24 protein-coding genes are annotated in these 23060 nt (G+C 72.1%); 16 read left to right on the plus strand and 8 right to left on the minus strand.

Going from position 1 to position 23060, the window contains the following annotated elements:
* Positions 1–20 precede the first annotated feature (20 nt).
* A complete protein-coding gene (locus ABIA36_RS08600; protein ID WP_369961883.1) occupies positions 21–542 on the minus strand; it encodes a MarR family winged helix-turn-helix transcriptional regulator in 522 nt (173 codons plus the stop codon).
* Positions 543–646: 104 nt separating this feature from the next.
* Here ABIA36_RS08600 and ABIA36_RS08605 point away from each other — a divergent pair, with 104 nt between their 5' ends.
* The 6 genes from ABIA36_RS08605 (at position 647) to ABIA36_RS08630 (ending at position 7383) form a co-directional block, all read left to right on the plus strand.
* On the plus strand, positions 647–1216 hold the full coding sequence (locus tag ABIA36_RS08605) for an NADPH-dependent F420 reductase (RefSeq protein ID WP_369961884.1): 570 nt from the start codon (positions 647–649) through the stop codon (positions 1214–1216).
* 107 nt (positions 1217–1323) lie between these two features.
* A complete protein-coding gene (locus tag ABIA36_RS08610) occupies positions 1324–2322 on the plus strand; it encodes a LacI family DNA-binding transcriptional regulator (RefSeq protein WP_369961885.1) in 999 nt (332 codons plus the stop codon).
* 151 nt (positions 2323–2473) lie between these two features.
* Positions 2474–4090 (plus strand): xylulokinase, encoded by a 1617-nt coding sequence (locus ABIA36_RS08615; RefSeq protein ID WP_369961886.1) that lies wholly within the window; start codon positions 2474–2476, stop codon positions 4088–4090.
* Positions 4087–4821, plus strand: a complete 735-nt coding sequence (locus ABIA36_RS08620; RefSeq protein ID WP_369961887.1) for an L-ribulose-5-phosphate 4-epimerase — start codon at positions 4087–4089, stop codon at positions 4819–4821. The genes ABIA36_RS08615 and ABIA36_RS08620 overlap by 4 nt, the downstream gene beginning before the upstream one ends.
* Positions 4821–6338: an L-arabinose isomerase gene (gene araA / locus ABIA36_RS08625; protein WP_369961888.1), complete on the plus strand. Its 1518-nt coding sequence runs from the start codon at positions 4821–4823 to the stop codon at positions 6336–6338. Before ABIA36_RS08620 ends, araA begins: the two co-directional genes overlap by 1 nt.
* A 205-nt stretch (positions 6339–6543) precedes the next feature.
* The gene (locus tag ABIA36_RS08630) at positions 6544–7383 is read left to right on the plus strand and encodes an SDR family oxidoreductase (RefSeq protein WP_369961889.1); all 840 of its coding nucleotides are present in this window, start codon (positions 6544–6546) and stop codon (positions 7381–7383) included.
* Positions 7384–7450: 67 nt separating this feature from the next.
* On the opposite strand, the gene ABIA36_RS08635 is transcribed toward ABIA36_RS08630, so the two are convergent.
* Positions 7451–9145, minus strand: coding sequence for a phospholipase C (locus tag ABIA36_RS08635; RefSeq protein ID WP_369961890.1), 1695 nt, complete (start codon positions 9143–9145; stop codon positions 7451–7453).
* A 249-nt stretch (positions 9146–9394) separates the two neighbouring features.
* Here ABIA36_RS08635 and ABIA36_RS08640 point away from each other — a divergent pair, with 249 nt between their 5' ends.
* Positions 9395–9700: a hypothetical protein gene (locus ABIA36_RS08640; RefSeq protein WP_369961891.1), complete on the plus strand. Its 306-nt coding sequence runs from the start codon at positions 9395–9397 to the stop codon at positions 9698–9700.
* A gap of 18 nt (positions 9701–9718) precedes the next feature.
* On the opposite strand, the gene ABIA36_RS08645 is transcribed toward ABIA36_RS08640, so the two are convergent.
* Positions 9719–9895: a hypothetical protein gene (locus tag ABIA36_RS08645; protein ID WP_369961892.1), complete on the minus strand. Its 177-nt coding sequence runs from the start codon at positions 9893–9895 to the stop codon at positions 9719–9721.
* A gap of 63 nt (positions 9896–9958) precedes the next feature.
* Here ABIA36_RS08645 and ABIA36_RS08650 point away from each other — a divergent pair, with 63 nt between their 5' ends.
* The 4 genes from ABIA36_RS08650 to ABIA36_RS08665 all read left to right on the plus strand — a co-directional run bounded on the left by ABIA36_RS08650 (position 9959) and on the right by ABIA36_RS08665 (position 13273).
* The gene (locus tag ABIA36_RS08650) at positions 9959–10672 is read left to right on the plus strand and encodes an esterase/lipase family protein (protein WP_369961893.1); all 714 of its coding nucleotides are present in this window, start codon (positions 9959–9961) and stop codon (positions 10670–10672) included.
* Positions 10673–10774: 102 nt separating this feature from the next.
* Positions 10775–11164: an META domain-containing protein gene (locus tag ABIA36_RS08655; RefSeq protein WP_369961894.1), complete on the plus strand. Its 390-nt coding sequence runs from the start codon at positions 10775–10777 to the stop codon at positions 11162–11164.
* Positions 11165–11226: 62 nt separating this feature from the next.
* Positions 11227–12654, plus strand: a complete 1428-nt coding sequence (locus ABIA36_RS08660) for a glutamate decarboxylase (protein ID WP_369961895.1) — start codon at positions 11227–11229, stop codon at positions 12652–12654.
* A gap of 10 nt (positions 12655–12664) precedes the next feature.
* Entirely contained in the window at positions 12665–13273 is a 609-nt protein-coding gene (locus ABIA36_RS08665; protein ID WP_369961896.1) for a hypothetical protein, read from the plus strand.
* On the opposite strand, the gene ABIA36_RS08670 is transcribed toward ABIA36_RS08665, so the two are convergent.
* Entirely contained in the window at positions 13246–14151 is a 906-nt protein-coding gene (locus ABIA36_RS08670) for an SDR family oxidoreductase (protein WP_369961897.1), read from the minus strand. The two genes, ABIA36_RS08665 and ABIA36_RS08670, sit on opposite strands and share 28 nt — an antisense overlap.
* Positions 14152–14284: 133 nt before the next feature.
* On the opposite strand from ABIA36_RS08670, the gene ABIA36_RS08675 reads away from it, so the two are divergent.
* The 3 genes from ABIA36_RS08675 to ABIA36_RS08685 all read left to right on the plus strand — a co-directional run bounded on the left by ABIA36_RS08675 (position 14285) and on the right by ABIA36_RS08685 (position 17146).
* Positions 14285–14845 (plus strand): TetR family transcriptional regulator, encoded by a 561-nt coding sequence (locus tag ABIA36_RS08675; RefSeq protein ID WP_369961898.1) that lies wholly within the window; start codon positions 14285–14287, stop codon positions 14843–14845.
* 176 nt (positions 14846–15021) lie between these two features.
* Positions 15022–16161 (plus strand): low temperature requirement protein A, encoded by a 1140-nt coding sequence (locus ABIA36_RS08680; protein ID WP_369961899.1) that lies wholly within the window; start codon positions 15022–15024, stop codon positions 16159–16161.
* A 19-nt stretch (positions 16162–16180) separates the two neighbouring features.
* Complete coding sequence (locus ABIA36_RS08685; RefSeq protein ID WP_369961900.1) at positions 16181–17146, plus strand: hypothetical protein; 966 nt, start codon at positions 16181–16183, stop codon at positions 17144–17146.
* Between the two features lies 1 nt (position 17147).
* Here the strand turns inward: ABIA36_RS08685 and rimK are convergent, their stop codons facing one another.
* A complete protein-coding gene (rimK, locus tag ABIA36_RS08690) occupies positions 17148–18353 on the minus strand; it encodes a 30S ribosomal protein S6--L-glutamate ligase (protein ID WP_369961901.1) in 1206 nt (401 codons plus the stop codon).
* Positions 18354–18378: 25 nt separating this feature from the next.
* On the opposite strand from rimK, the gene ABIA36_RS08695 reads away from it, so the two are divergent.
* Positions 18379–18852, plus strand: coding sequence for an ATP-dependent zinc protease (locus ABIA36_RS08695; RefSeq protein WP_369961902.1), 474 nt, complete (start codon positions 18379–18381; stop codon positions 18850–18852).
* Positions 18853–18857: 5 nt separating this feature from the next.
* Positions 18858–20261 carry an MFS transporter gene (locus ABIA36_RS08700; RefSeq protein ID WP_369961903.1) on the plus strand — a complete coding sequence of 468 codons (1404 nt, stop codon included), beginning with the start codon at positions 18858–18860 and terminating at the stop codon, positions 20259–20261.
* 32 nt (positions 20262–20293) lie between these two features.
* On the opposite strand, the gene ABIA36_RS08705 is transcribed toward ABIA36_RS08700, so the two are convergent.
* The 3 genes from ABIA36_RS08705 to ABIA36_RS08715 all read right to left on the minus strand — a co-directional run bounded on the left by ABIA36_RS08705 (position 20294) and on the right by ABIA36_RS08715 (position 22766).
* On the minus strand, positions 20294–21814 hold the full coding sequence (locus ABIA36_RS08705; RefSeq protein ID WP_369961904.1) for an ATP-dependent DNA ligase: 1521 nt from the start codon (positions 21812–21814) through the stop codon (positions 20294–20296).
* A gap of 92 nt (positions 21815–21906) precedes the next feature.
* Entirely contained in the window at positions 21907–22515 is a 609-nt protein-coding gene (locus ABIA36_RS08710) for an HdeD family acid-resistance protein (RefSeq protein ID WP_369961905.1), read from the minus strand.
* Between the two features lie 80 nt (positions 22516–22595).
* Entirely contained in the window at positions 22596–22766 is a 171-nt protein-coding gene (locus tag ABIA36_RS08715) for a hypothetical protein (protein ID WP_369961906.1), read from the minus strand.
* Positions 22767–23060 lie beyond the last annotated feature (294 nt).

Consider the following 23060-nt stretch of genomic DNA (forward strand, 5'->3'; position numbering starts at 1 on the left):
CGTCGGCGCCCTTCGACGCGCTAGGCGCTCGCGCGTTCGCCCTCCGCGGCGTCGACGATGGCCGCGCACGCGTCGGACGGCCGCCGCGCCGGGTCGATCGCGCCGATCAGCGCTGCGGAGATCTCCGCGAGCTGCTCCACCTGCTCCGGTCGCAGCGCGCCGAGGATGCGATCCCGCACGGTCTCCAGGTGCCCGGGAGCGGCCTCCTCGACCACCGCGGCGCCCGCGTCGGTGAGCACGGCGTTCGTCGCGCGGCCGTCTTCCTCGCACGGCATCCGCCTGACCAGGTCGCGGGCTTCCAGCCGGGTGACGACGTGGCTGAGGCGCGACACGGAGGCGTTCGTCGCCGTCGCGAGCGCGCTGAGACGCATCCGGTGGTTCGGCTGCTCGGCGAGCCGGGAGAGCACGAAGTACTCGTAGTGCGTCGCCGCTGCGTCGCGGGTGAGTTGCCCGTCGAGCACGGGAGGCAGGAGTTGCGTGAGCGCGACGAGTCCCAGCCAGGCGTCGCGTTCGCGACCGGCGAGCTCGGCGTTCATCGTCATGGAGATCATTGTAACCGAAAACTTGACGCTTCAAGTAATGCGAGCTAACGTTTACTTGAAGCATCAACAATCCAGGCGGAGACGTCCAGAAGGAGAACAGACTCATGACCACGGTCAGCATCATCGGGAACGGCAACATGGCCAACGCGATCGGCGGCGTCCTGGCAGGCGGCGGCGCCACGGTCGAGTACATCGGGCGCGGAGGGGGAGCGATCAACGGCTCCATCGTCGTGCTGGCGGTGCCGTATCCCGAGGTGGAGGCCGTGCTCGCCACCTACGGAGCCCAGCTCGCGGGCAAGACCGTGGTCGACATCACCAACCCCATCGACTTCGCGACCTTCGACGGGCTGACCGTCCCGGCCGACTCCTCCGCCGCGGCGACCCTCGCGGCCGCGCTGCCCGAATCGCGCGTGCTCAAGGCGTTCAACACCACGTTCGCGGCCACGCTCGCCTCCGGCACCATCGGAGGGCAGCCGACCACCGTGCTCATCGCGGGCGACGACGACGAAGCGAAGGCGGAGCTCGCCGCGCTGGTCCGCGCCCGCGGCCTGAACGCGCTCGACGCCGGCGCGCTCAGCCGCGCCCGCGAGCTCGAGGCGCTCGGCTTCCTGCAGATCACGCTGGCCGCGGCCGAGCGCATCGCCTGGACCGGAGGCTTCGCGGTCGTCGCCTGAGCCGCCGGGCCGGCCTCCTGAGGGCGCGCCACCCGCTTCGCAGAGAGCGAGCGAGGGGTGCGCCCTTCTGCGCGTGTGGGGGCCTGCGCCGCCGCTAGGGTGTGGATGTGAGTGAGAGCGGGCGCCCGCCGGGGGTGCGGGAGGTCGCGGCCGCCGCGGGCGTCTCGCGGCAGACGGTGTCGCGCGTCCTCAACGACCACCCGAGCATCCGGCCGGAGACGCGCGAGCGGGTGCTGGCCGCGATGGCCGACCTCAACTTCCGCCCCAACCGCGCCGCGCGCATGCTCACCACCGCGCGCTCGCGCACCATCGGCGTGCTGGCGTCGTCCGCGTCCTCGCTGTTCGGGCCGGCGTCCAGCATCGACGCCGTCGAGCAGGCGGGGCGCGACGCCGGCTACTTCGTGACGGTCGCGCACGCGGCCTCCCTCGACCCGGCCGACCTCGGCGCGGCCGTCGACCACCTCGGCGCGCAGTCGGTGGAGGGCGTGATCGTCATCGCTCCGCAGCGGGCGGTGCAGGAGGCCATGGCCGCCTTCTCGCTGGCGGTCCCGTCGGTCACCCTGCACGGCGCAGGGGTCGCGGGCGACGACGGCGTGTTCGTGGACCAGGTGGAGGGCGCTCGGCTGGCCACCCGCCACCTCCTCGCCCGCGGGCACACCCGGATCGCTCACCTCAGCGGACCGGGCGACTGGTCGGAGGCGCGGGCGCGCCGGGACGGCTTCGTCGCCGAACTGTCCGCGGCCGGGCTGGAGCCCGTCGTCTCGCGGGAGGGCGACTGGACCGCCGCCTCGGGTGCGGCGATCGGCGCGGAGCTCCTCGCCGACTCGGAGCTGACCGCGGTGTTCTCGTCGAACGACCAGATGGCGCTCGGCCTGCTGCACGCGGCCCGCGCGCGCGGGCGTCGCGTGCCGGAGGACCTGGCCGTCGTCGGGTTCGACGACATCCCGGAGGCCGCCTACTTCGCGCCACCGCTGACCACCGTGCGGCAGGACTTCGCCGAGCTCGGCCGCCGCGGCGTCGCGCGGCTGGTCGCCCTCATCGAGGGCCGCGAACTCGCCTTCGACGCCCCTGTGGCGCCGCTCCTCGTACTCCGCGCCTCCGCCTGACCCCGCGCTCCGCGCCGCGATTCGTCACGAATGTGCGCGCCGCGATTCGTCACGAATGTGCGCGCGGGTGGGGGCGGCTTGACAGAGGGACCAGGGAGGAGGGACACTCGTGGGGACACAATGTGACCGGTCACAACGGAGTGAGAGAACCATGAGCACCCACCGCGACGCCCTCGTCGCCGGCCGCACCGCGCTCGGCATCGAGCTCGGCTCCACGCGCATCAAGGCCTGCCTGGTCGACTCCGACGATCCGGCGACCGTCCTGGCCGTCGGCTCGCACGACTGGGAGAACGAGTTCGCCGACCGGGTCTGGACCTACTCCCTCGACTCCGTCTGGTCCGGCCTCCGGTCCGCCTACGCCGCACTCGTCGCCGACGCGGAGGCGCGCCACGGCGTCCGGCCGCGGACCTTCGGCGCGATCGGCGTCTCCGCGATGATGCACGGCTACCTCGCCTTCGACGCCGAGGGGGAGCTGCTGGTCCCGTTCCGCACCTGGCGCAACACCACGACCGGCCCCGCGAGCGCCGAGCTCAGCGAGCTGTTCGGCGTCAACATCCCGCTGCGCTGGTCGATCGCGCACCTGCACCAGGCCGTCCTCGACGCCGAGCCGCACCTGGACCGCCTGCACTCGATCACCACGCTCGCCGGCCACGTGCACGAGCGCCTCACCGGCCGCCGCGTGCTCGGGGTGGGCGACGCGTCCGGGATGTTCCCGATCGACCCGGCCACGAAGACCTACGACCCGGAGCTGGTCGGCCGCTACGACGCGCACGTTCGGGACAGGGCGTCGCTGCCGGGCCTCCGGGACCTGCTCCCCGAGGTCCTCGTCGCAGGCCGGTCCGCTGGCGACCTCACGCCGGAGGGCGCACTCCTGCTCGACCCGTCCGGCGGGCTGCAGCCCGGCATCCCGCTCTGCCCGCCCGAGGGCGACGCCGGCACCGGCATGGTCGCCACCGACTCGGTCGCCCCGCGCACCGGCAACGTCAGCGCCGGCACGAGCATCTTCGCGATGGTGGTCCTGGAGCGTCCGCTCGCCGAGGCGCACCACGAGCTGGACCTGGTGACGACCCCCGCCGGCGACGCGGTCGCGATGGTGCACTGCAACAACGGCGCGAGCGAACTCTCGGCGTGGGCCGGGCTGTTCGGGAGATTCGCGGAGGCCGCGGGCGCGCCGGTCGCGGCCGACGCGGTCTTCGAGACCCTCTTCCGCGAGGCGCTGCGCGGCGAACCCGACGCGGGCGGCCTCCTCGCCTACAACTACCTGGCCGGTGAGCCGATCACCGGCCTGGACGAGGGTCGCCCGCTGGTCGTCCGCACCCCGGACAGCCGGCTCACCCTCGCCAACTTCGTCCGCGCCCAGCTCTACGGCGTGTTCGGGACGCTCGCCCTCGGGATGCGCGTGCTGCACGCGGAGGGCGCCGTCCTCGACCGGATGTTCGCGCACGGCGGGATGTTCCGCACCGCCGGCGTCGCGCAGCGCTTCCTGGCCGGCGCGCTGGACGCGCCGGTGTCGGTCGCCGAGACCGCGTCGGAGGGCGGGGCGTGGGGCGTCGCGGTGCTCGCCGCCTACCTCCGTGCCGCCGGCGAGGGCATCCCGCTCGACGTCTACCTCGACCGCGACGTGTTCGGAGGCTTCGCCTTCGAGACCGTGAACCCGCACCCGGACGACGTGGCCGGATTCGCGGCCTACCTCGCCCGCTACCACGAGGGCCTGGCGGCCGAGCGCGCCGCCGTCGCCTCCATCGCCCTGAAGGGAGCCGCCCGATGACCGCCGAGACCCCCGAGACCGCCGAGACCCCCGCCGTCCCAGAATCCCCCGCCGTCCGCCGCACCCGCGAGCAGGTCGCCGCCCTCCACGCCGAGCTCGTCCGCTACGGCCTGGTCATCTGGACCGGTGGCAACATCTCCGGCCGCGTCCCCGGCGAGGACCTCTTCGTCATCAAGCCGAGCGGCGTCGACTACGACGACCTCGCGTCGGAGAACATGATCGTCTGCACCCTCGACGGTGCGGTCGTCCCCGGTTCGCCCGGATCCGACCGGTCCCCGTCCTCCGACACCGCCGCCCACGCCTACGTGTACCGCAATCTGCCCGAGGTCGGCGGCGTCGTGCACACCCACTCCACCTACGCCACGGCGTGGGCGGCCCGCGCCGAGCCCATCCCGTGCGTCATCACCGCGATGGCCGACGAGTTCGGCGGGGAGATCCCGGTCGGCCCGTTCGCGATCATCGGCGACGACTCGATCGGCCGCGGCATCGTCGCGACGCTTGACGGGCACCGCAGCCGGGCGGTACTCATGCAGAACCACGGTGTCTTCACCATCGGTCGCGACGCGCGGGACGCCGTGAAGGCCGCGGTCATGGCCGAGGACGTCGCCCGCACCGTGCACATCGCGCGCCAGGGCGGCCCGCTCGTCCCTATCCCGCAGGAGGCGATCGACAGTCTCTTCGACCGCTACCAGAACGTGTACGGACAGAACCCGGAAGGATCGCTCGCCTGATGCCGACGCTCACGACCTCCCTCGACCACTACGAGGTCTGGTTCCTCACGGGCAGCCAGCACCTCTACGGACCGGAGACGCTCGCGCAAGTCGCCGAGCAGTCCCGCGGGATCGCCGACCAGTTGGGCGCATCGTCCGACGTGCCGGTGCGCGTCGTCTGGAAGCCGGTGCTGACCGACTCCGACGCCATCCGCCGCATCGCGCTGGAGGCCAATGCCGACGACGCCGTGATCGGCCTCGTCGCGTGGATGCACACGTTCAGCCCCGCCAAGATGTGGATCGCCGGCCTCGACGCCCTCCAGAAGCCGCTGCTGCACTTCCACACCCAGGCGAACGTCGAGCTGCCGTGGGGCGAGCTCGACTTCGACTTCATGAACCTCAACCAGGCCGCGCACGGCGACCGGGAGTTCGGCTACATCCAGACCCGCCTCGGCGTCCCGCGCACCACGGTCGTCGGCCACGTCAGCAACCCCTCGGTGACGCAGCGCATCGGCACCTGGACGCGCGCCGCCGCCGGCCACGCGGCCACCCGCTCCCTGAAGCTCGCGCGCTTCGGCGACAACATGCGCTTCGTCGCGGTCACGGAGGGCGACAAGACCGAGGCCGAGCTCCGGTTCGGCGTGCAGGTCAACACCTGGGGCGTCAACGAGCTGGCCGACGCGGTCGCCGCCGCCTCCGACGACGCGGTGGACGCGCTGGTCGCCGAGTACGAGGACCTCTACGACGTCGTCCCGGAGCTCCGCCGCGGCGGCGAGCGGCACCAGTCCCTGCGCGACGGCGCGGCGATCGAGGTCGGGCTGCGGTCGTTCCTGGAGGAGGGCGGCTTCGGCGCCTTCACCACCAGCTTCGAAGACCTCGGTGCACTGAAGCAGCTCCCCGGCCTCGCCGTGCAGCGCCTGATGGCGGAGGGCTACGGTTTCGGCGCCGAAGGCGACTGGAAGACGGCCATCCTGGTCCGCGCGGCCAACGTCATGGGCGCCGGCCTCCCCGGCGGCGCGTCGCTCATGGAGGACTACACCTACGACCTCACGCCCGGCGACGAGCGCATCCTCGGCGCGCACATGCTGGAGGTCTCTCCGGCGCTCACCAGCGCGAAGCCGACCCTGGAGGTCCACCCGCTCGGCATCGGCGGCAAGGACGACCCGGTGCGCCTGGTCTTCACCGCCGACCCGGGCCCCGCGGTGGTCGTCGCGCTCTCGGACATGCGCGACCGCTTCCGCCTCGTGGCGAACGTCGTGGAGGTCGTGGAGCCGACGGCCCCGCTGCCGAAGCTCCCGGTCGGCCGCGCGGTGTGGAAGCCGGCCCCCGACTTCACCACCTCGGCGACCGCGTGGCTGGAGGCCGGCGCCGCCCACCACACCGTGATGAGCACCGCCGTCGGCATCCAGGCGTTCGAGGACTTCGCCCGCATGGCCCGCACCGAGCTGCTCATCATCGACGAGAGCACCACGTTGCGAGCCTTCTCCCGCGAGCTCGACTGGAACGCCGCCTACTACCGCCTCGCCCGCGGCCTCTAGCCGCCCTCCAACTCCCGGCCGCCGCCCTGTCATCGGCGTGCGGCGGCCGGGTCCCACTTCCTCGACAATCCGTCCCGGACTTCTGTACGCGACACGCCGTGCCGGGGCGTACACAACTCCGGAACGGATGGCGAGGGTGAGCCTGGACTCGGCGGCGGCTCCTGACCGATCATGTGGGGAGGCGTCGGGCCGGGAGGAGCACACCATGACCATCGCAGTCACCGGAGTCACGGGCACGGTCGGACGCCTCGCCGCGTCCGAACTCGCGGAGGTCGGCGTGCCCTTCCGCATGCTTGCGCGCTCCCCGGAGCGCGCCCCGCGCTTCCCCGACGCGGAGGTGGTCGCCTGCACGTACGCCGACGGTGCCTCGGTGCGTGTAGCGCTGGAGGGCGTGGACACTGTCCTCATGGTCTCGGCGGCCGAGAACGAGCAGCGGCTGCGCGAGCACTTATCGTTCGTGGACGCCGCGGCCGACGCCGGCGTGCGGCACATCGTCTACACGTCGTTCTTCGGCGCCGCACCGGACGCGACCTTCACGCTCGCCCGGGACCACTACGCGACCGAGGAACGCATCAAGGCGACCGGGATCGCGTACACCTTCCTGCGCGACGACCTCTATCTCGACTTCGTGGAGTTCATGGTCGGCGACGACGGGGTGATCCGCGGCCCGGCCGGGCACGGCAAGGCGGCCATGGTCGCGCGCGCGGATGTCGCCCGGGTGGCCGCGACGGCGCTCCGGAACCCCGAGCAGCACCGGAACGTCACCTACGACCTCACCGGGCCGGAGGACCTGACGATGGCGCAGGTCGCCGAGAAGCTGACGGCGCACCTGGGCCGCGCCGTCTCGTTCCACGACGAGACGATCGAGGAGGCCTACGCCTCGCGGAAGAAGTGGAACGCCCCGCAGTGGCAGGTCGACGCGTGGGTGTCCACCTACACCGCGATCGCCGCCGGCGAGTTCGCCGGGCCGAGCGGCGATGTCGAGCGCGTCACCGGCCGCCGCCCCCTCTCGCTCGACGAATTCCTCAGCACCCGCCCGGAATGAAACCGCCGAGTACGCAGATTGTCTGCGTATTCGGCGGTTTCCGACCGATTACGGGCGTACTCGACGGTCAGTGCTGGTTGTCGCCCTGGTCGTCGTCACCGCGGTCGTGCGTGGGCACGACCTGGCTGACCGCGCCGGAGGCCGGGTCGAGCAGCACCTGGCGCTGCTGCGGGTGGCTCCAGTCGAACAGCCCGTTCAGCGAGCCGGCGCGGGCGTCGAACGACGCGTCGCCGATCCGGCCGGTGCCCCAGTTGTCCTCGATGAACTTCAGCGGGCTGGTCTGCTCGATCGCGGTGTGGTCCACCTTGTTCTGCGCGGCCCACGGCGAGACCACCAGGAACGGGAGGCGCTGGCTCGGGCCGCAGCGGTCGGCGTAGCCGCCGGCGATCTGGGTCACGCTGGTGCAGACCCCGGAGTCGACGGCCGGGTCGTTCGACCCGTTGGCGACGGTCGGCGCGGCGTGGTCGTACCAGCCGTCCGAGTCGTCGTACGTGACGACGACGGCGGTGCTCTTCCAGTCCTTCGACTTCTGCAGGGCGTTGATCTCGTTGACGAGGAACTTCTGCTCGTCCAGCGGGTCGGAGTAGCCGGCGTGGCCGTCCTGGGCCTCCGGGGCCTTGAGGAACGAGACCGCGGGGAGGTTGTTCGCCGCGAGCGTCTTGTCGAAGGCGGTCAGGTCGTACTGGTGGTTGGCCTGGTCGGTGTGACCGATCGCCTGGGTCGACGTCGGCGGCAGGTGGTGCGGGTTCGACGTGGACTTGTAGTACTCGAACGGGTTGTGGTGCGGCGAGTAGTCCTTCGGCGTGGCGCCACCGACGTTCGCGGTGGTCGCGTCGCACTTGGCGTAGCTGCCGGCCTGGCCGTTCCACGCGGTTGTCGGTGCGAAGCCGCCCTGGAACCAGCCCCAGCTGACGCCGCGCGCGTTGAGCAGGTCACCGACGTTCTTGCCGGCCATGCCGACCAGCGCCGACGTGGAGGTGTGGTCGCTGCCAGAGCAGTCGTCGTACACCGGGTCGGGGTCGCCGATCACGGTGCCGACGCCCGCGGCGTCCTTTGACTGGACGGCGGTGGAGGCGGGGAGCACCGCGCCGGTCTTCGGGTCGTAGGCGGTGCCGCCGTGGGTCTGGCCCGAGATCAGGTTGAGCGCGCCGGGGGTCGACGGACCGAACGTGGTGTCCCACATGTTGTCGCTCATCGAGTAGTTCTGCGCGTAGTTCCACAGGCCGGTGACGGTGTTGCCGTCGTAGTAGTCCATGACCAGGCCCGGCTTGGCGAACCCGCTGGTGCAGCTGTCGGTCTCGGTCTTCTGGACGAACATGTCCATCTTGCCGTTGTCGACCGCGGCCTGCTCGGCGGCGTACGCGTGGTCCTGGTCGCAGGTGAGCGCCTGCGCCGGGCTCAGCCGCGACGGCGGGTACAGGTTCGGGTTGCTGGTGAGCGTGCCGCTGGTGACGAGCGTGTTCGTCTTCGGGGTGCCCGGCGCCGCCGTGAACGTCGTGCCGTCGGTGTTGGCCGCCTTCGGGTAGGTGCCGAAGTAGTGGTCGAACGAGACGTTCTCGTCGAAGATCACGACGAGGTGCTTGATCGGCGTCTGGGTCTGGTGCGAGTGGTCGGACTGCGAGTGGTCGGGCGTCCCGTGAGCGGGGAACGCCGACGCGGGGGCGACGGTGAGGACGCCGGCTCCCACGAGGGTCGCCGCGCCGAGCAGCGCCAGCCCGGCCGAGGCGACCGGGCGGCGGCGCAGACGATGGAGTCTGGACACGATTCCTGCTTCCTTCTGTTCAGTGGGTGTGGCGGGGGGCCAGGGCCGAGCCTAGGAGTGGCCTGTGCGCTCCCGGAGGGTGCTTCATGCGCTGTTCATCAGACCGTCATGGCACGGGCCCCGAACGGGGGGTGATCGTCGGCGGTGCGAGGCGGAACCGATGTTCCACTGGACACCATCCGGATTGCGCGTATCGTCCGATAATTTGGGTTCTTTCAATGAGGCCGCACCCGTGAGACGATCGAGTTCATGAAGGATTCTCACGCTATTGATGTCGCTGAGCCCGCGTCCGTCCACGGCCCTGGTCGTGCTCCTGCAGGAATCCCCCTGACAATCCGCCTGGGCGAGCGCGAGTTCGCCGCCCTGGTCCGCATTGCCCGCCATCGGGAGACGACCGCGGCCGGTCTGGTCGAGCAACTCGTGCTGCACGCGCTGAGCCGCGCCGACGTGCCGCCGCCCGCCGAGTCCCACCCCGCCCGCAAGCACACCACCTACGAGGAGGCCACGGCGGGCTTCCGCGCCGACGCCGGAGTCCACACCGCGCCCGACATGTGAGCCCGCGCTCGCGGCCTGCTAATGCTCGGAGTGCCCCAGGGCGTGCACCGGGATGCCGAACGACAGCGCGACGCAGACGATGCCTGCGAAGAAGACGAGCCCCTGCCAGGCCGGAAGCGTCTCGGCCAGGCCCATCAGGAAGAGCCCCACCAGGAAGAGCAGGAAGCACAGGATGAATGCGACGACATCGCCCATGTCGCAACTATCCACCCGGCTCCAGAGGTTGGCAAGAGCGGCCGCCGGCGCGAAGCTGGCGGGGTGGAAGACAACGCGCGCCCCCATCCGCTGAGGAAAGCGCTGCTCGTCGTCCGCCGGGCCGGCGTGCTCCTCGCCGACTACGAGTACGTGCTGCGGCACCAGCTCCGGGCGAACCTCGACCGAGACCCTCCCGAGGCGCTGGTCGACGAGGCGGGGACCGGCGATCCCATCGTGCTGCTCCCCGGCATCTACGAGACGTGGCGCTTCCTGCACCCGCTCGCGCGCCGCCTCCACGCCGCGGGGCATCCGGTGCACGTCGTCACCTCACTGGGCCACCTGGGCATGTCGCTCGAGGAGGCCGCCGACCAGGTGGAGCACTACCTGCGCGAGCAGCACCTCAGCGGCGTGACCGTCGTCGCGCACAGCAAGGGCGGTCTCGTCGCCCGGCTGCTGCTCGGGAGGCCGGACGCGTCGGCGCGCATCCGCCGGGTGGTCGCGATCGCCACGCCGTTCTCCGGCTCCCGCCTGGCCGCCTTGGTCCCGTTCCCCGCCGTGCGCGCGCTGCGGCCCGGCCATCCGGAGCTGGCGCGGCTGGCGGCCGACGGCGTGGACGTCGGCCGGGTGGTGTCGGTCTGGGGCTGGTACGACCCGCACATCCCGGGAGGATGCGCGCTGCCGGGCGCGCGCAACCTGCGCGTGCCGGTCGGAGGCCACTTCCGGATCCTCGGCAGCCCGTCCGTCCTGGCCCTCGTGGACGAGCTCACCAGCGGGTGAAATCGGGGATGGCGACTCTGTTGCACGCTCGCCGGGCCCGGCTATCCTCGGCCTCGTGGCGCGGCCCGCAGCACCGGGCGGACCGCAGAGGCGGAGGACGACATGACGCGAACGATCGGGCGGGCACACGCCCGTTTCCTCGGCGGCGCGCTTGTCGCCGCGGCGTCCCTCGCCGTCCTCGCCGGCTGCGCCGGCACCCCGAGCGGCGCGGCGCTCGTCGGCACCTGGGGCTCGACGGCCGCATCCCAGCCGAACCTCACCATCGAGAACGACGGCGCCTTCTCCGGCACGGACGGCTGCAACCGCCTGACCGGCAAGGGCTCGATCGACGGCGACACCATCACCTTCGGCCCGATCGCCAGCACCATGATGGCGTGCCAGGGGGTCGACGAGTGGCTGGCGAAGGCGTCGAGCGGGACGGCGAAGGGCAACACCCTCGTCGTCTCCGACAGGAACGGCAACGAGATCGGAAAGCTCGACAAGTCGAAGTGATCCGCTGCCGATAGGCAGGCGCCGTCGACCCGCGGCGGCGCCGAGGCAGAGAGGGGCGGCGCATGGCGCGGCTCGAGTCAGACATCCAGACGGCGAGCGGTGACACCCGGCTCGCCCCCGCCTACACCGGCCGCCTGTCGCGGAAGAGTCCCCCGGACCTCCTGCCGGACGAGGCCACCGACCCGGCCAGCACGTACCGGTTGATCCACGACGAGCTGCTGCTCGACGGCAGCTCGCGCCTCAACCTCGCCACCTTCGTCACGACGTGGATGGACCCGGAGGCCGAGATCCTGATGGCCGAGGCGTTCGACAAGAACATGATCGACAAGGACGAGTACCCGGCGACCGCCGCCATGGAGCGCCGCTGCGTCTCCATCGTCTCGGCCCTCTTCCACGCCGAGCCCGGCGAGCCGACCGGGGCCGCGACGATCGGGTCGAGCGAGGCCGTCATGCTCGGGGGCCTCGCGCTCAAGTGGCGCTGGCGGGCCAAGCGGGCCGGGGTCACCGGAGGCACGGACCCGGGAGGCGTGCCCAACCTCGTCCTCGGCTCGAACGTCCAGGTGGTGTGGGAGAAGTTCTGCCGCTACTTCGAGGTCGAGCCGCGCTACCTCCCGGTCGCGAAAGGCCGCTACGTCATCACGCCGGAGCAGGTCACCGCGGCGGTCGACGAGAACACGATCGGAGTCGTCGGCATCCTCGGCACGACCTACACCGGCGAGCTGGAGCCGATCGCGGCGATCTGCGACGCGCTCGACACCCTCGCCGCCTCCGGCGGACCCGACGTGCCCGTGCATGTGGACGCGGCGAGCGGCGGTTTCGTCGTGCCATTCCTGCACCCGCACCTGGAGTGGGACTTCCGCCTGCCGCGAGTGGTGTCGATCAACGTCAGCGGACACAAGTACGGGCTCACCTATCCCGGGATCGGGTTCGTCGTCTGGCGCTCGCCGGAGCACCTCCCGGAGGACCTGGTGTTCCGGGTCAACTACCTCGGCGGCGACATGCCCACGTTCACGCTGAACTTCTCCCGCCCCGGCAACCAGATCGTCGGGCAGTACTACAACTTCGTGCGGCTCGGCAGAGCCGGGTTCACCGCGATCATGGAGGCGCTGCGGGACACCGCCCTGCTCATCTCGCACGGCCTCGCCGAGGACCCGGCGATCGAGGTCATCACCGACGGCTCCGCCATCCCCGTCATCGCGTTCGCGCTGAAGGAGGGGACGCCGTACACCGTGTTCCAGGTGTCGCACGAGCTCCGCGCCCGCGGCTGGCAGGTGCCCGCGTACACGATGCCGGAGGACGCGACCGACGTCGCGGTGCTGCGGATCGTGGTGCGCGACGGCTTCAACGCCGACCTGGCGGAGGACCTCGTGCACGACATCCGCGCGGTCTGCGCCGAGCTGGGGGAGCAGGCCGAGAAGGCCGGTGCGATGGTCGCGTCGCCGGCCAAGGCCACCGAGTCCGCGCGCACACGGACGCACTTCGCGCACTGAGCGGGCCGGCGTGAGCGACGGGGGAGGCGCCGGGGAGCGGAACAGGCTTCTGCTCTCCGACGCCTCTTTCGCCGTGGGCTCGGTGTGCTTCGCGTTCGCCGCACTGCCGTCGGTCGCGGTCGCACTCGGCGCGATCGTCACGAACGTGGTGTTCGTGGTCGGCTCGGTGTTCTTCACGCTCGGCGCCGGGCTGGCGCTGGGGGTGCCGAACCGGAGTTCGTCCATCGTCCAGTTCGTCGGGACGCTGTTCTTCAACGTGAGCACGTCGCTCGCGCTCGCCGCCGCCGTCCCCGCGGGTGCGGCCGGGGGGACGGGCTGGCGGCCGGACGCCTACGGGTCGATCTGCTTCCTCGTCTCCAGCCTGATCGCGGTGGTCGCGGTGGCGCGGCAGCGCGGGTCGACCCGGGACAGGGCCGGAGCCGCGCTCAACCTGCTCGGCTCGGTGCTGTTCGGCTTCGCGGCTGTCGGCGCGTTCGTGCTGCCCGGCACCAGCGCCCTCCTGAGCCCGTTCTGGACCGGGGTGGGGACGGTCGGCGGCGCGGTGTGCTTCCTCGCCGCCGCCCTCATCGGCCTGCTGCCGACGCGCTCAGTTCAGCGCGCCGCGACGGCCTCGAAGTAGGAGCCCGATGCGAGGTCCTCCAGCAGTGTCGGCCCGGACGGTGTCCAGCCGTAGCGCTCGCGGGTGAGTGCGCTGGAGGCCGGGATGTCCATCCCGAAGAACCGCCCGATCCAGCCGAAGTGCGCGTCCACGTCCTCCGGTGCGATGGACTCGACGGGCAGCCCGAGCCCCTCGCCGATCGCCGTCGCGATGTCGCGCGTGGGGATGCCCTCCTCGCCGACCGCGTGGACGCGCGCCGCCGGGGTGGCGTGTTCGAGGGCGAGCCGGACCAGCCGGGCGGCGTCGAGCCGGTGGACGGCCGGCCAGCGGTTGGAGCCGTCGCCGACGTAGCCGGCGACGCCCTTCTCGCGCGCGACGCGGACCAGCTCCGCGCTGAAGCCGTGGTCGCCGCGGCCGTGGACGGTCGGCGAGAACCGCAGCGCGACCGGCCGAACGCCGCGATCGGCGTACTCGAAGGCGAACGCCTCGCCGCCGCCGCGCGGGGCGTCGGGCCCGACATAGGGCGACGGCACATCCTCGGTCAGCACCTCGCCAGGGCGCGCGACGATGCCCGACGCGAACAGGAACGGCCGGTCCGACCCGGCGAGCTCGTCGCCGATCGTGGCGACGACCGCGCGCTCGGTGCGGCCCGCGCCGGCGTAGTCGGAGAAGTCGTGCTTGAAGCCGAGGTGGATGACCGCGTCGGCCGCCGCGGCGCCGGAGCGGATGCTCTCCAGGTCGTCGAGCGAGCCGGGCACGGCGGTCGCGCCGGCGCTGCGGATGCGCTCGGCCGACGCGTCGGAGCGGGCGAGGCCGGTCACCTGGTGACCGGCGGAGAGGAGTTCGGGGACGACGGCGGAGCCGATCCAGCCGGATGCTCCGGTGACGAAGACGCGCATGGGAATGACCTCCCGAGTCATGGGATCGTGGGTGGTGTCGCTGATGTCAGGGACTGTCGTCAGTGACTGACATCACGATAGCACCGATGTCAGCACCTGTCATCACTTCTCCGGAACCGGTTACACTCGTCTCGTGGGACGCTGGACTCCGGACGCGCGCGGCCGCCTGGCGCAGGCGGCGATCGAGCTGTACTCCGAGCGCGGCTTCGAGGGCACCACCGTCGCGGACATCGCCGAGCGCGCTGGCGTCACCGAGCGCACCTTCTTCCGGCACTATGCGGACAAGCGCGAGGTGCTCTTCGCGGGGTCGACGGCCATGCAGGACGCCGTGCTCGCCGCCATCGCCGCCGCCCCGGAGGATGCGCCGCCGTTCGCCGTCGCTGCGGCGGGGATGCGCGCCGCCGCTGCGCTGATCGACGGCCGCGGCGCCGACTTCCCGCGCCGGCGCTCGGCGGTCATCGCGGCCAACCCGAGCCTCCAGGAGCGCGAACTGCTCAAGCTGGCCGCCCTCGCCACCGCCTGCGGCGAGGCCCTGCGCGCCCGCGGCGTCGCCGAGCCGGCGGCGAGCCTCGCCGGCCAGGCAGCCGTGGGCGCGTTCCACGTGGGCTTCGCCCAGTGGATGGCCGGCCCCGCCGACGCGACGCTCACCTCCCACGTCGACGAGGCACTCGCAACCCTCCCCACCCTCGCGTAACCGCGGGCTGCGCCCGCCACGCCCCGCACAGGGGTCGCAACACGCCGCTACGCGGCGCCCATAACGGCATGTCGCGACCCCTGTCCTGCCAGGTGGATGCACGCCGAGCGCCCGGCGACGAAAGGCGCGGGCATGGGGGCCAGCCTGGAGGGCGCGTTCCCCGCTACGTTTGGCCTGTGAGCGGGGTGACCGGAGGCCGGATCGCGCGGGTGGCGTCGCGCGTCTCCACGATCGAGCTGCTGTTCGACCTGGTGTTCGTGTTCACGATCGGCCAGCTCACCGCCGTGATCGTGCAGTCGCCCGGCGTCGACTCGGTGCTGCGCGCCGCCGCCATCCTCGCCGTCGTCTGGTGGATGTACGACGCGTTCGCGTGGCTCACCAACCAGGCCGTGCCGGACACCGTCCCCGTCCGGGTGCTGCTCATCGCGGCGATGGCCGCGTTCCTGGTGCTCTCGCTCGCCATCCCGGACGTGTTCACCGGGTCGGGCGTGCTGTTCGGGGTCGCCTACCTGACGGTCGTGATCATCCACTCGGGGCTCTTCATCGCCCGGGGAGGCCGCGGCTCGGTGCGCGTGATGCTGCGGGTCGGCCCGCTGAACGCCGTGGCGGCGCTCCTGCTGATCGCCTCCGGGTACGCGACCGGCTGGCTGGAGTGGGCGCTGTTCCTCGCGCCGCTACCGCTGTTCCTGGTGTCCGGGCTGCTCGCGCGGTCGAGCCCGTTCGCGATCGGCGCCTCGCACTTCGTGGAGCGGCACGGCCTCCTGATGATCATCGCGTTCGGCGAGTCGATCGTCTCGGTCGGCGCCGGGCTGACGGCGTCGGGTCTGCGCCCGCAGGTGGTCCTCGGCGCGGTGGCGACCGTCGCGATGGTCGCATCGCTGTGGTGGTGCTACTTCTCCGGCGACGACGAGCGGGCCGAGCGGTCGTTCGGGCGGGCGTCCGGCCGCCGCGGCACGACTCTTGCCCTCACCGCCTACTACGTCGCGCACTTCGTGATGCTGTTCGGCCTGGTCGGCGTCGCCGCCGGCCTGCACCTGTCGCTGGCGGACGCCTTCTCCCCCGTCACGCCGGCCGCGGCCTGGCTGCTCTCGGGCGGCGTCGCTGTATACCTGGTCGGGGACGCGGAGTACCGCCGCGAGCTGCGGCTCGGGCCGTGGGCGTACCGGCTGATCGGAGCGGCGGGCAGTCTCGCGGCGGGCCTGCTCGCGGCGTGGATGCTGCCGCTGCGCGCGGGCGGCCTGCCCGGCATCGCGCTGATCGGCGCTCTCGTCGCGATCGTGGTGCTCGTGCTGGTGGCCGAGCGCGCGCCGCGCTGACGTGAGTACCATGCCTGGCATGGACACCATCGCGTGGCTCCTCGACTCCGACCCGAGCATCCGCTGGCAGGTGCTCCGCGACCTCGCCGGCGCGTCCGACGAGACCGTCGCCGCCGAACGCGACCGCGTCGCGACCGAGGGCTGGGGAGCGCGCCTCCTCGACGCCCAGGGCCCTGACGGCACCTGGGACGGCGGCGTCTACCGGCCCGGCTGGGCGCAGGAGGACCGCCCGTTCTTCGACGCCTGGACCGCCACCCACTTCACGCTGCAGCAGCTCGCCGACTTCGGCCTCGACCCCGCGCACCCGCGGGCGCTGGAAGCCGTCGCCCACGTGCGCGACCACGTCCGCTGGGACCATGCCGGCGAACCCTACTTCGACGGCGAGACCGAGCCGTGCATCAACGGCGTGGTGCTCGCGCTCGCCGCCTACTTCGGCCAGGACGGCTCGAACGTCGCCGCCACGCTCGCCGGCGGCCGGCTCGACGACGGCGCCTGGAACTGCTGGGCCGAGTACGGCGCGCGGGTGTCGTCGTTCCACTCCACGATCTGCGCGGTGGAGGGCTTGGCCGCCTGGAACGCGACCGGCAGCGGCGACGCGTCGACGGCCGAAGCGCAGCGCACGGGCGAGGAGTACCTCCTTGCCCGCGGCCTGTTCCGCCGGCTGAGCACGGGAGAGGTCGCCGACCCGCGCATGACCATGCTGAGCTTCCCGGTGCGCTGGTTCCACGACATCCTGCGCGGGCTGGAGCACTTCCGCACCGTCGACCGCCGCGACCCGCGCCTCGGGGAGGCGGTGGAGCTGCTGCGCGGCAAAGCCGACGCCGACGGACTCTGGAACCTGGAGAACCGGCACGAGGGGCCGGCCTGGTTCGACTTCGGCGAAAACGAGGGGAGGCCCAGCCGCTGGGTCACCCTGCGGGCGCTGCGCGTGCTGCGCTGGTGGGATGCTGGCACGCCGCGGTCCGGGACGGCTCCCGCCGCCTGACTCAGACCGACGTCGTCGCCGTCTCCGCCAGATGCTCCTTCGGCAGCCGCCGCACCTTCTGGCGCCGCTTCCGCCGGTCCGGGATCATCGACCGCATCTCCTCCAGCTTGCCGAAGCAGAGCAGCCGGTCGCCCGCCTGCAGCTCCACGCCGCTGCGCGGGTTCGGGATGACCACAGCGCCGCGGTGCAGCGTGAGCACCGTGATGTCGCGCTCCCACAGCCCGGACTCCTTGATCGTCTTGCCGACCAGGTCCGCGTTGCCGTGTACGAGCAGCTCGGCCACGCCGTAGCCGCGCGAGACGCTCAGCCGCTGTCGCACGTCGATCTCCGGGAACGCGACCTGGTTGGAGATGAAGTCGATGATCGCGCCGGCGACGTCGAGGCCGGTCGCGCGCTCGATTCCTTCGAGGCCCGGGGAGGAGTTGACCTCCATGACCAGCGGCCCGTCGTTGCCCTCGAGCATGTCGACGCCCGCCACGCGGAGGCCCATGATCTGGGCCGAGCGGACCGCGGCCTCCTCGTACTCCGGGGTCAGCTCGACCTTCTCGACCGTGCCGCCGCGGTGGACGTTGGAGCGGAACTCGTCGCCGCTCGCCACCCGCCGCATCGCCGCCACCACGCGGTCGCCGACGACGAGCGCGCGGATGTCGCGGCCGCGGCTCTCCGAGATGAAGCTCTGGATGAGCACGTTCTGCTTGGTGGAGTGCAGTGTCTCCACGATCGACTCGGCGATCTTCGCCTCCGGGGCGAGGATGACGCCGATGCCCTGGGTGCCCTCCAGCAGCTTGATGACGACGGGCGCGCCGCCGACCTGCTCGATCGCCATGCGCACGTCCGCGCGGCTGTTCACGAACGTGGTCGCCGGCATCCCGATGTTGTGCCGGGACAGGATCTGGTTCGCCCGCAGCTTGTCGCGGGAGTTGGTGATCCCGTTGGCCGTGTTCGGGGTGTAGACGTCCATCTGCTCGAACTGCCGTACGACGGCCGTGCCGTAGTAGGTGATCGAGTTGCCGATGCGCGGCAGCACGGCGTCGTAGTCGGACAGCAGCCGGCCGCGGTACTGCAGGTCGGGCTCCTCGCCGGACAGGTCGATCGCGAAGCGGAGGGTGTTCAGCACCTTCACGGTGTGACCGCGGTCCCGGGCGGCCGCGCGCAGTCGCTGGGTGGAGTACGCGTGCGGAGCGCGGGAGAGGATGGCGAGCTTCATCGATGGATCCTGCAAAGATAGGGGGATGGCCGGTGACCTCCATTCAAACACCCTCGTCGTGGGGTGGCGTGAATGGGCGAGCCTGCCCAGCATCGGCATTCCGTGGATCAAAGTCAAGATCGACACCGGCGCACGCAGTTCGGCGCTGCACACGTTCGGGCTGGAGGAGCTCCCGGGCGACCGGGTGCGCTTCACCGTGCACCCGTGGCAGGACGCCGACACCGACGGCACGGTGGTCGAAGTCCCCATCCACGACCGCCGCGTGGTGCGCAGCTCGTCGGGCCACACCGAGGAGCGGATCGTCGTGCTGCTGGAGCTCGTGCTCGGCGGCCGCGCGGTCGTGGCCGAGACGACCCTGAGCAACCGCGACGAGATGGGTTTCCGGATGCTCGTGGGACGGGAGGCCCTCCGCCAGGGCTTCGTGGTCGACCCCGGCCGCTCCTTCCTCGCGGGGCGTGCGCCGCGGGATGTGAGGCGGCGCAACCGAGGCAGGTCGTAGCCTCCATGACCCGCACGGCCGTGTCGTTCAGCCGCGGCCTCGCCCTCCTCGTGGCCGCCACGTTCTTCATGGAGAACCTGGACGGCACGATCATCCAGACCGCGGCCCCGACGATGGCGCGCGAGTTCGGCGTCGCCCCGGCCGACGTGAGCGTGGCGATGGTCGCCTACCTGCTGGCGGTGGCCGCGGGCATCCCGGCGACCGGCTGGCTGTCCCGCCGGATCGGCATCCGTCCCGTGCTGCTGACCGCGATCGTCGTGTTCACGCTCGCGTCGCTGCTGTGCGCGTTCGCGCCCTCCCTGACGCTGCTGACGGTGGCGCGCGTGCTGCAGGGCGTCGGCGGCGCGCTCATGGTGCCGGTCGGGAGGCTGGCGGTGCTCCGCGACATCGACCCGGTCGACCTCCTCGACGCGATCGCCTACCTCACCTGGCCCGCGCTGATCGCCCCGGTGATCGCGCCCGCGCTCGGCGGCATCCTGTCGGACACGGTCGGCTGGCGCTGGATCTTCCTGATCAACCTCCCGCTCGGCGTCGCCGCCGCGGTCGCCGGGCTGGTGCTGGTGCCGCACACCGAACGGCAGCGCGACCTCCCGTTCGACGGGCGCGGCTACGCGGCCATCGCCCTGTCGCTGGTGCTGCTGACCGCCGGAGCGGAAGGGCTGAGCGCCGAGGACGGCCGCCTCCAGCTCGCCGGCGGCGCCGCCATCCTGGTGGCCATCGCGGTCGGCTGGGCCGCCGTCTCCCGGTCGCGCGGCCGCGAGCACGCGCTGTTCGACTGGGGTGTGCTGCGGCTGCACTCGTTCCGCGCCGGGAACGTCAGCGGCGGCGTGTACCGCCTGATCATCACGGGCGCGCCGTTCCTGTTCACGCTGCTGTTCCAGCTCGCCTACGGCTGGAGCGCGACGGTCGCCGGCCTGACCGTCATCGCGATCTTCGTCGGGAACCTCGCGATCAAGCCGTTCACGAGCCCGCTCATCCGCCGGCTCGGCTTCCGGCGGGTGCTGATCTGGTCGAACCTGCTCGGGATGCTGGTGCTCGCCGCGTTCGTCGGCGTCGGGCCGGCCGCGCCGTTGCCGGTGCTGCTCCTGCTGCTGGTGGCGAGCGGCGTGTTCCGGTCGATCGGGTTCAGCGCCTACAACACCCTCCAGTTCGCCGACGTGGAGGCCGCCGACACCAACAACGCGAACACGCTCGCCTCCGCCCTGCAGCAGGTGGCGACGGCGCTGGGCCTCGCGGTCGTCGCCGTCTTCGTGCGCGCCTCCACCGCGGTATCGGAGGGCGTCACCGGATCAGCGCTGCCCGGTTACCACTGGGCGTTCGCGCTCGCCGCGGCCCTGCTGCTCATCCCGCTGGCGGGCGCACTCCGGCTCCCGCGCGACGCCGGCGCCCGCGCGACCGCCCGCCGCTAGCCGCCCCGACCGAAAGCGCCTAGCTCCGCGTGCTACTCGCGGAGCAGGGCTCGGAGGGTGTCGATCGTGTCGGCCTCCGCCGCGGGCTTGTCGTCGCGGTAGCGCTTGACGCGGGCGAAGCGGAGGGCGATGCCGCCGGGGTAGCGGGACGAGCGCTGGACGCCGTCGATCGCGATCTCGACGACGGTCGTCGGCGCCACCCACACGGTGCCCGGCGTGCGGCGCACCTCGATCTTCTGGAACTCCTCGGTCTGCCAGCGCAGCAGTTCGTCGGTGAGGCCCTTGAAGGTCTTCCCGACCATCACGAAGCCGCCCGGCTCGCCGAACGCGCCGTCCGGGTCGCGCGCGCCGAGGTGCAGGTTGGAGAGCATCCCGACGCGGCGGCCGGAGCCCCACTCGCAGGCGAGCACGACCAGGTCGTAGGTGAGCACCGGCTTGACCTTGATCCAGCTCGCGCCGCGCCGGCCGGCGGCGTACGGGGAGTCGATCGCCTTGACGACGACGCCCTCCTGGCCGGCGGCGAGGGCGTCGCGGGAGACGCGCTCGGCCGTCTCGGGGTCGTCGGTGACCTCGCCCGGGATGCGGTGCTCGCCGGCGACGCGCTCCAGCTCGGCCAGCCGGACCGACAGCGGCTCGTCCAGGAGGTCCCGCCCGTCCACGTGGAGGATGTCGAAGAACCACGGGTGCAGCAGGGTTTCCCGCCGCTCGGCGCCGAAACGCGACATCGTCTCCTGGAACGGCCGCGGGCCGCCGTCCTCGTCCAGCGCGAGGGTCTCGCCGTCGAGGACGAGGTCCCGCGCGGGCAGCCGCCGCACGATCTCCACCACCTCCGGGACGCGGTGGGTGATGTCCGCGAGCGTCCGGGTGAAGACGCGCACGCTGTCGCCCGACCGGTGCACCTGGATGCGCGCGCCGTCGAGCTTGTACTCCACCGACGCGCGGCCGGTCGTCTCCAGCGCCGCCGCGGCGGAGGGCGCAGTGGCGGCGAGCATCGGCAGCACCGGGCGCCCGACCACCAGGCCGACCGAGGCGAGCTCCTCGGCGGTGCCGGTCAGTGCCAGCACCGCGGTCGCGCCGAGGTCGCCGGTCAGCATGGCGGCCCGTCGCACGTCCGGCCCCGGCCGGTCGGCGGTGCGGGCGATTGCGTCCAGGAGGACGCCCTCCAAGGCGCCGGTGCGCATCTCGCCGAGCAGGACGCGGGTCAGGAGGTCCTGCTCACCGGCCGTCGCGCGGGCCGCGAAGTCGCCCAGCGCGGCACTGCGGTCGCGCGCCGAGCCCTCCCCGCCGAGCGCGGCGAGCTCGCCGAGCAGCGTGTCCAGGTCGAGGACGGTCAGCGTCGGTGCCTCCGCCGGAGGACCCAGGGCCGCCCCGACGCTGCGCCAGCCGACGCCGACCCGGCCCTGCCGCGGCTTGCCGACGAGGACGCCGACGGTCGGGGCGATCTCGTCGGGCTCGAGCGCGCCGAGCAGGCCCGCGAGCGCGTCGACCTTCGCCAGCCGCGAGCGCGTTCCCGCGACGGTCTCCAGGGTGGTGACGATCGTGTCGAGGAGCACAGGGCCAGTGTGTCACCGGCCCCCGACGTCGAGAAGGGGAGCGCCGCGGAGAAGGGGAGCGCCGCCGAGAAGGGGGCACCGGCCACCGGCGCTCAGCTCGCCGGCGTCGCGATCCCCCGCCCGAAGGTGATCGCCCGCACGATCTGCACGATCCCCAGCACGATGAGGCCGATGCCCGCGAGCAGGAACAGCACCACGATCCCCCACAGCGGGCTGAACAGCAGGACGATTCCGGCGATGATGCTCAGGATGCCGAAGAAGAGCGACCAGCCGCGCGAGGGCGAGTCGCCGAGCTGGGCGAGCGCGACCGCGCCTTCCACGATCCAGGCGATGCCGATCAGGATGCCGATGAAGACCGCGAGGAACGCCGTCGTGGCCGCCAGGTTCGCGAACGCCAGGATGGCGCCGATGATCAGCAGGATGCCGAAGACGATGTCGAGCGCCCGCGCGCCGCCGCCGATCCCGCGGGCGAAGATGCCGATGCTGAGGTAGGCGATGCCGGAGATGAGGAAGGAGATGGCGATCAGGACCGTGAGGCCGACCGCCGCGGTCCGCGGCCAGAACACGATGATGACGCCGATGATGAGCGCGACGGCGCCGCTGACGCCGAGGGCGATGCGGATGCTGTTGATGGCGGCTTTCGTCAGGTCCTGCCCGTTGAGGGAGAACGACGCGAACGCGGATGGCTGAGAGCTGGACATGCTCGGAAGGTAGCGCTGTGGGGCCCGGCGTGTCTAGAGCCTTCGAGCGCGCGTGAAATGAAACGTCACGCGCCTGACCGTCAGTAGTCCTCGCGTCCCTCGCCGAGCACCGACAGCGTGTCCTGGTCCTCCGACCAGTCCCGCAGCGCCCGTTCGAGCTGCCGCCTGGTCCAGTCGTGGCTCACCTCATCGCCGCCGAGCCGTGCGAGCCGGTCGAGCCGCTCCGCCGCGGTCCCCTCAAGGTCGTCCATCGTCGTTCCCCTCTCTGCCCCGCAGCGGTCGCGGCCGTCCGGCGGCGGGTGGGACCAGCCGCTGTCTGCTTGGCGCTGCCCGTGGGGCGGGCCGCCTGAAACCCGGTCTCCCGCTCTTGTCTGACGGCATGGCCGGACGGCCTGGCCCGCCGCTTTCTCTCATGGTGCACCCGCGGAAGCGGGTCGTGGTAGCCCCCACAGCGCATTCCATACCGGTCGGTATGCTCTCCGATTACCGCGATGCGCCGACGCCTTCAAGTGCTCTTCGCGACCTCGCAGAGGGTACTGACGGGA

It is taken from the genome of Leifsonia sp. EB34 (assembly GCF_041260585.1).
Taxonomy (GTDB): domain Bacteria; phylum Actinomycetota; class Actinomycetes; order Actinomycetales; family Microbacteriaceae; genus Leifsonia.

Coding starts and splice junctions, on each gene's coding strand:
- ABIA36_RS08630 (WP_369961889.1), top strand. CDS start 6,544: ATGACCATCGCAGTCACCGGAGTCACGGGCACGGTCGGACGCCTCGCC.
- ABIA36_RS08710 (WP_369961905.1), bottom strand. CDS start 22,515: ATGTCCAGCTCTCAGCCATCCGCGTTCGCGTCGTTCTCCCTCAACGGG.
- ABIA36_RS08615 (WP_369961886.1), top strand. CDS start 2,474: ATGAGCACCCACCGCGACGCCCTCGTCGCCGGCCGCACCGCGCTCGGC.
- ABIA36_RS08670 (WP_369961897.1), bottom strand. CDS start 14,151: ATGCGCGTCTTCGTCACCGGAGCATCCGGCTGGATCGGCTCCGCCGTC.
- ABIA36_RS08620 (WP_369961887.1), top strand. CDS start 4,087: ATGACCGCCGAGACCCCCGAGACCGCCGAGACCCCCGCCGTCCCAGAA.
- rimK (WP_369961901.1), bottom strand. CDS start 18,353: ATGAAGCTCGCCATCCTCTCCCGCGCTCCGCACGCGTACTCCACCCAG.
- ABIA36_RS08695 (WP_369961902.1), top strand. CDS start 18,379: ATGGCCGGTGACCTCCATTCAAACACCCTCGTCGTGGGGTGGCGTGAA.
- ABIA36_RS08655 (WP_369961894.1), top strand. CDS start 10,775: ATGACGCGAACGATCGGGCGGGCACACGCCCGTTTCCTCGGCGGCGCG.
- ABIA36_RS08600 (WP_369961883.1), bottom strand. CDS start 542: ATGACGATGAACGCCGAGCTCGCCGGTCGCGAACGCGACGCCTGGCTG.
- ABIA36_RS08640 (WP_369961891.1), top strand. CDS start 9,395: ATGAAGGATTCTCACGCTATTGATGTCGCTGAGCCCGCGTCCGTCCAC.
- ABIA36_RS08605 (WP_369961884.1), top strand. CDS start 647: ATGACCACGGTCAGCATCATCGGGAACGGCAACATGGCCAACGCGATC.
- ABIA36_RS08685 (WP_369961900.1), top strand. CDS start 16,181: ATGGACACCATCGCGTGGCTCCTCGACTCCGACCCGAGCATCCGCTGG.
- ABIA36_RS08715 (WP_369961906.1), bottom strand. CDS start 22,766: ATGGACGACCTTGAGGGGACCGCGGCGGAGCGGCTCGACCGGCTCGCA.
- ABIA36_RS08660 (WP_369961895.1), top strand. CDS start 11,227: ATGGCGCGGCTCGAGTCAGACATCCAGACGGCGAGCGGTGACACCCGG.
- araA (WP_369961888.1), top strand. CDS start 4,821: ATGCCGACGCTCACGACCTCCCTCGACCACTACGAGGTCTGGTTCCTC.
- ABIA36_RS08645 (WP_369961892.1), bottom strand. CDS start 9,895: ATGGGCGATGTCGTCGCATTCATCCTGTGCTTCCTGCTCTTCCTGGTG.
- ABIA36_RS08700 (WP_369961903.1), top strand. CDS start 18,858: ATGACCCGCACGGCCGTGTCGTTCAGCCGCGGCCTCGCCCTCCTCGTG.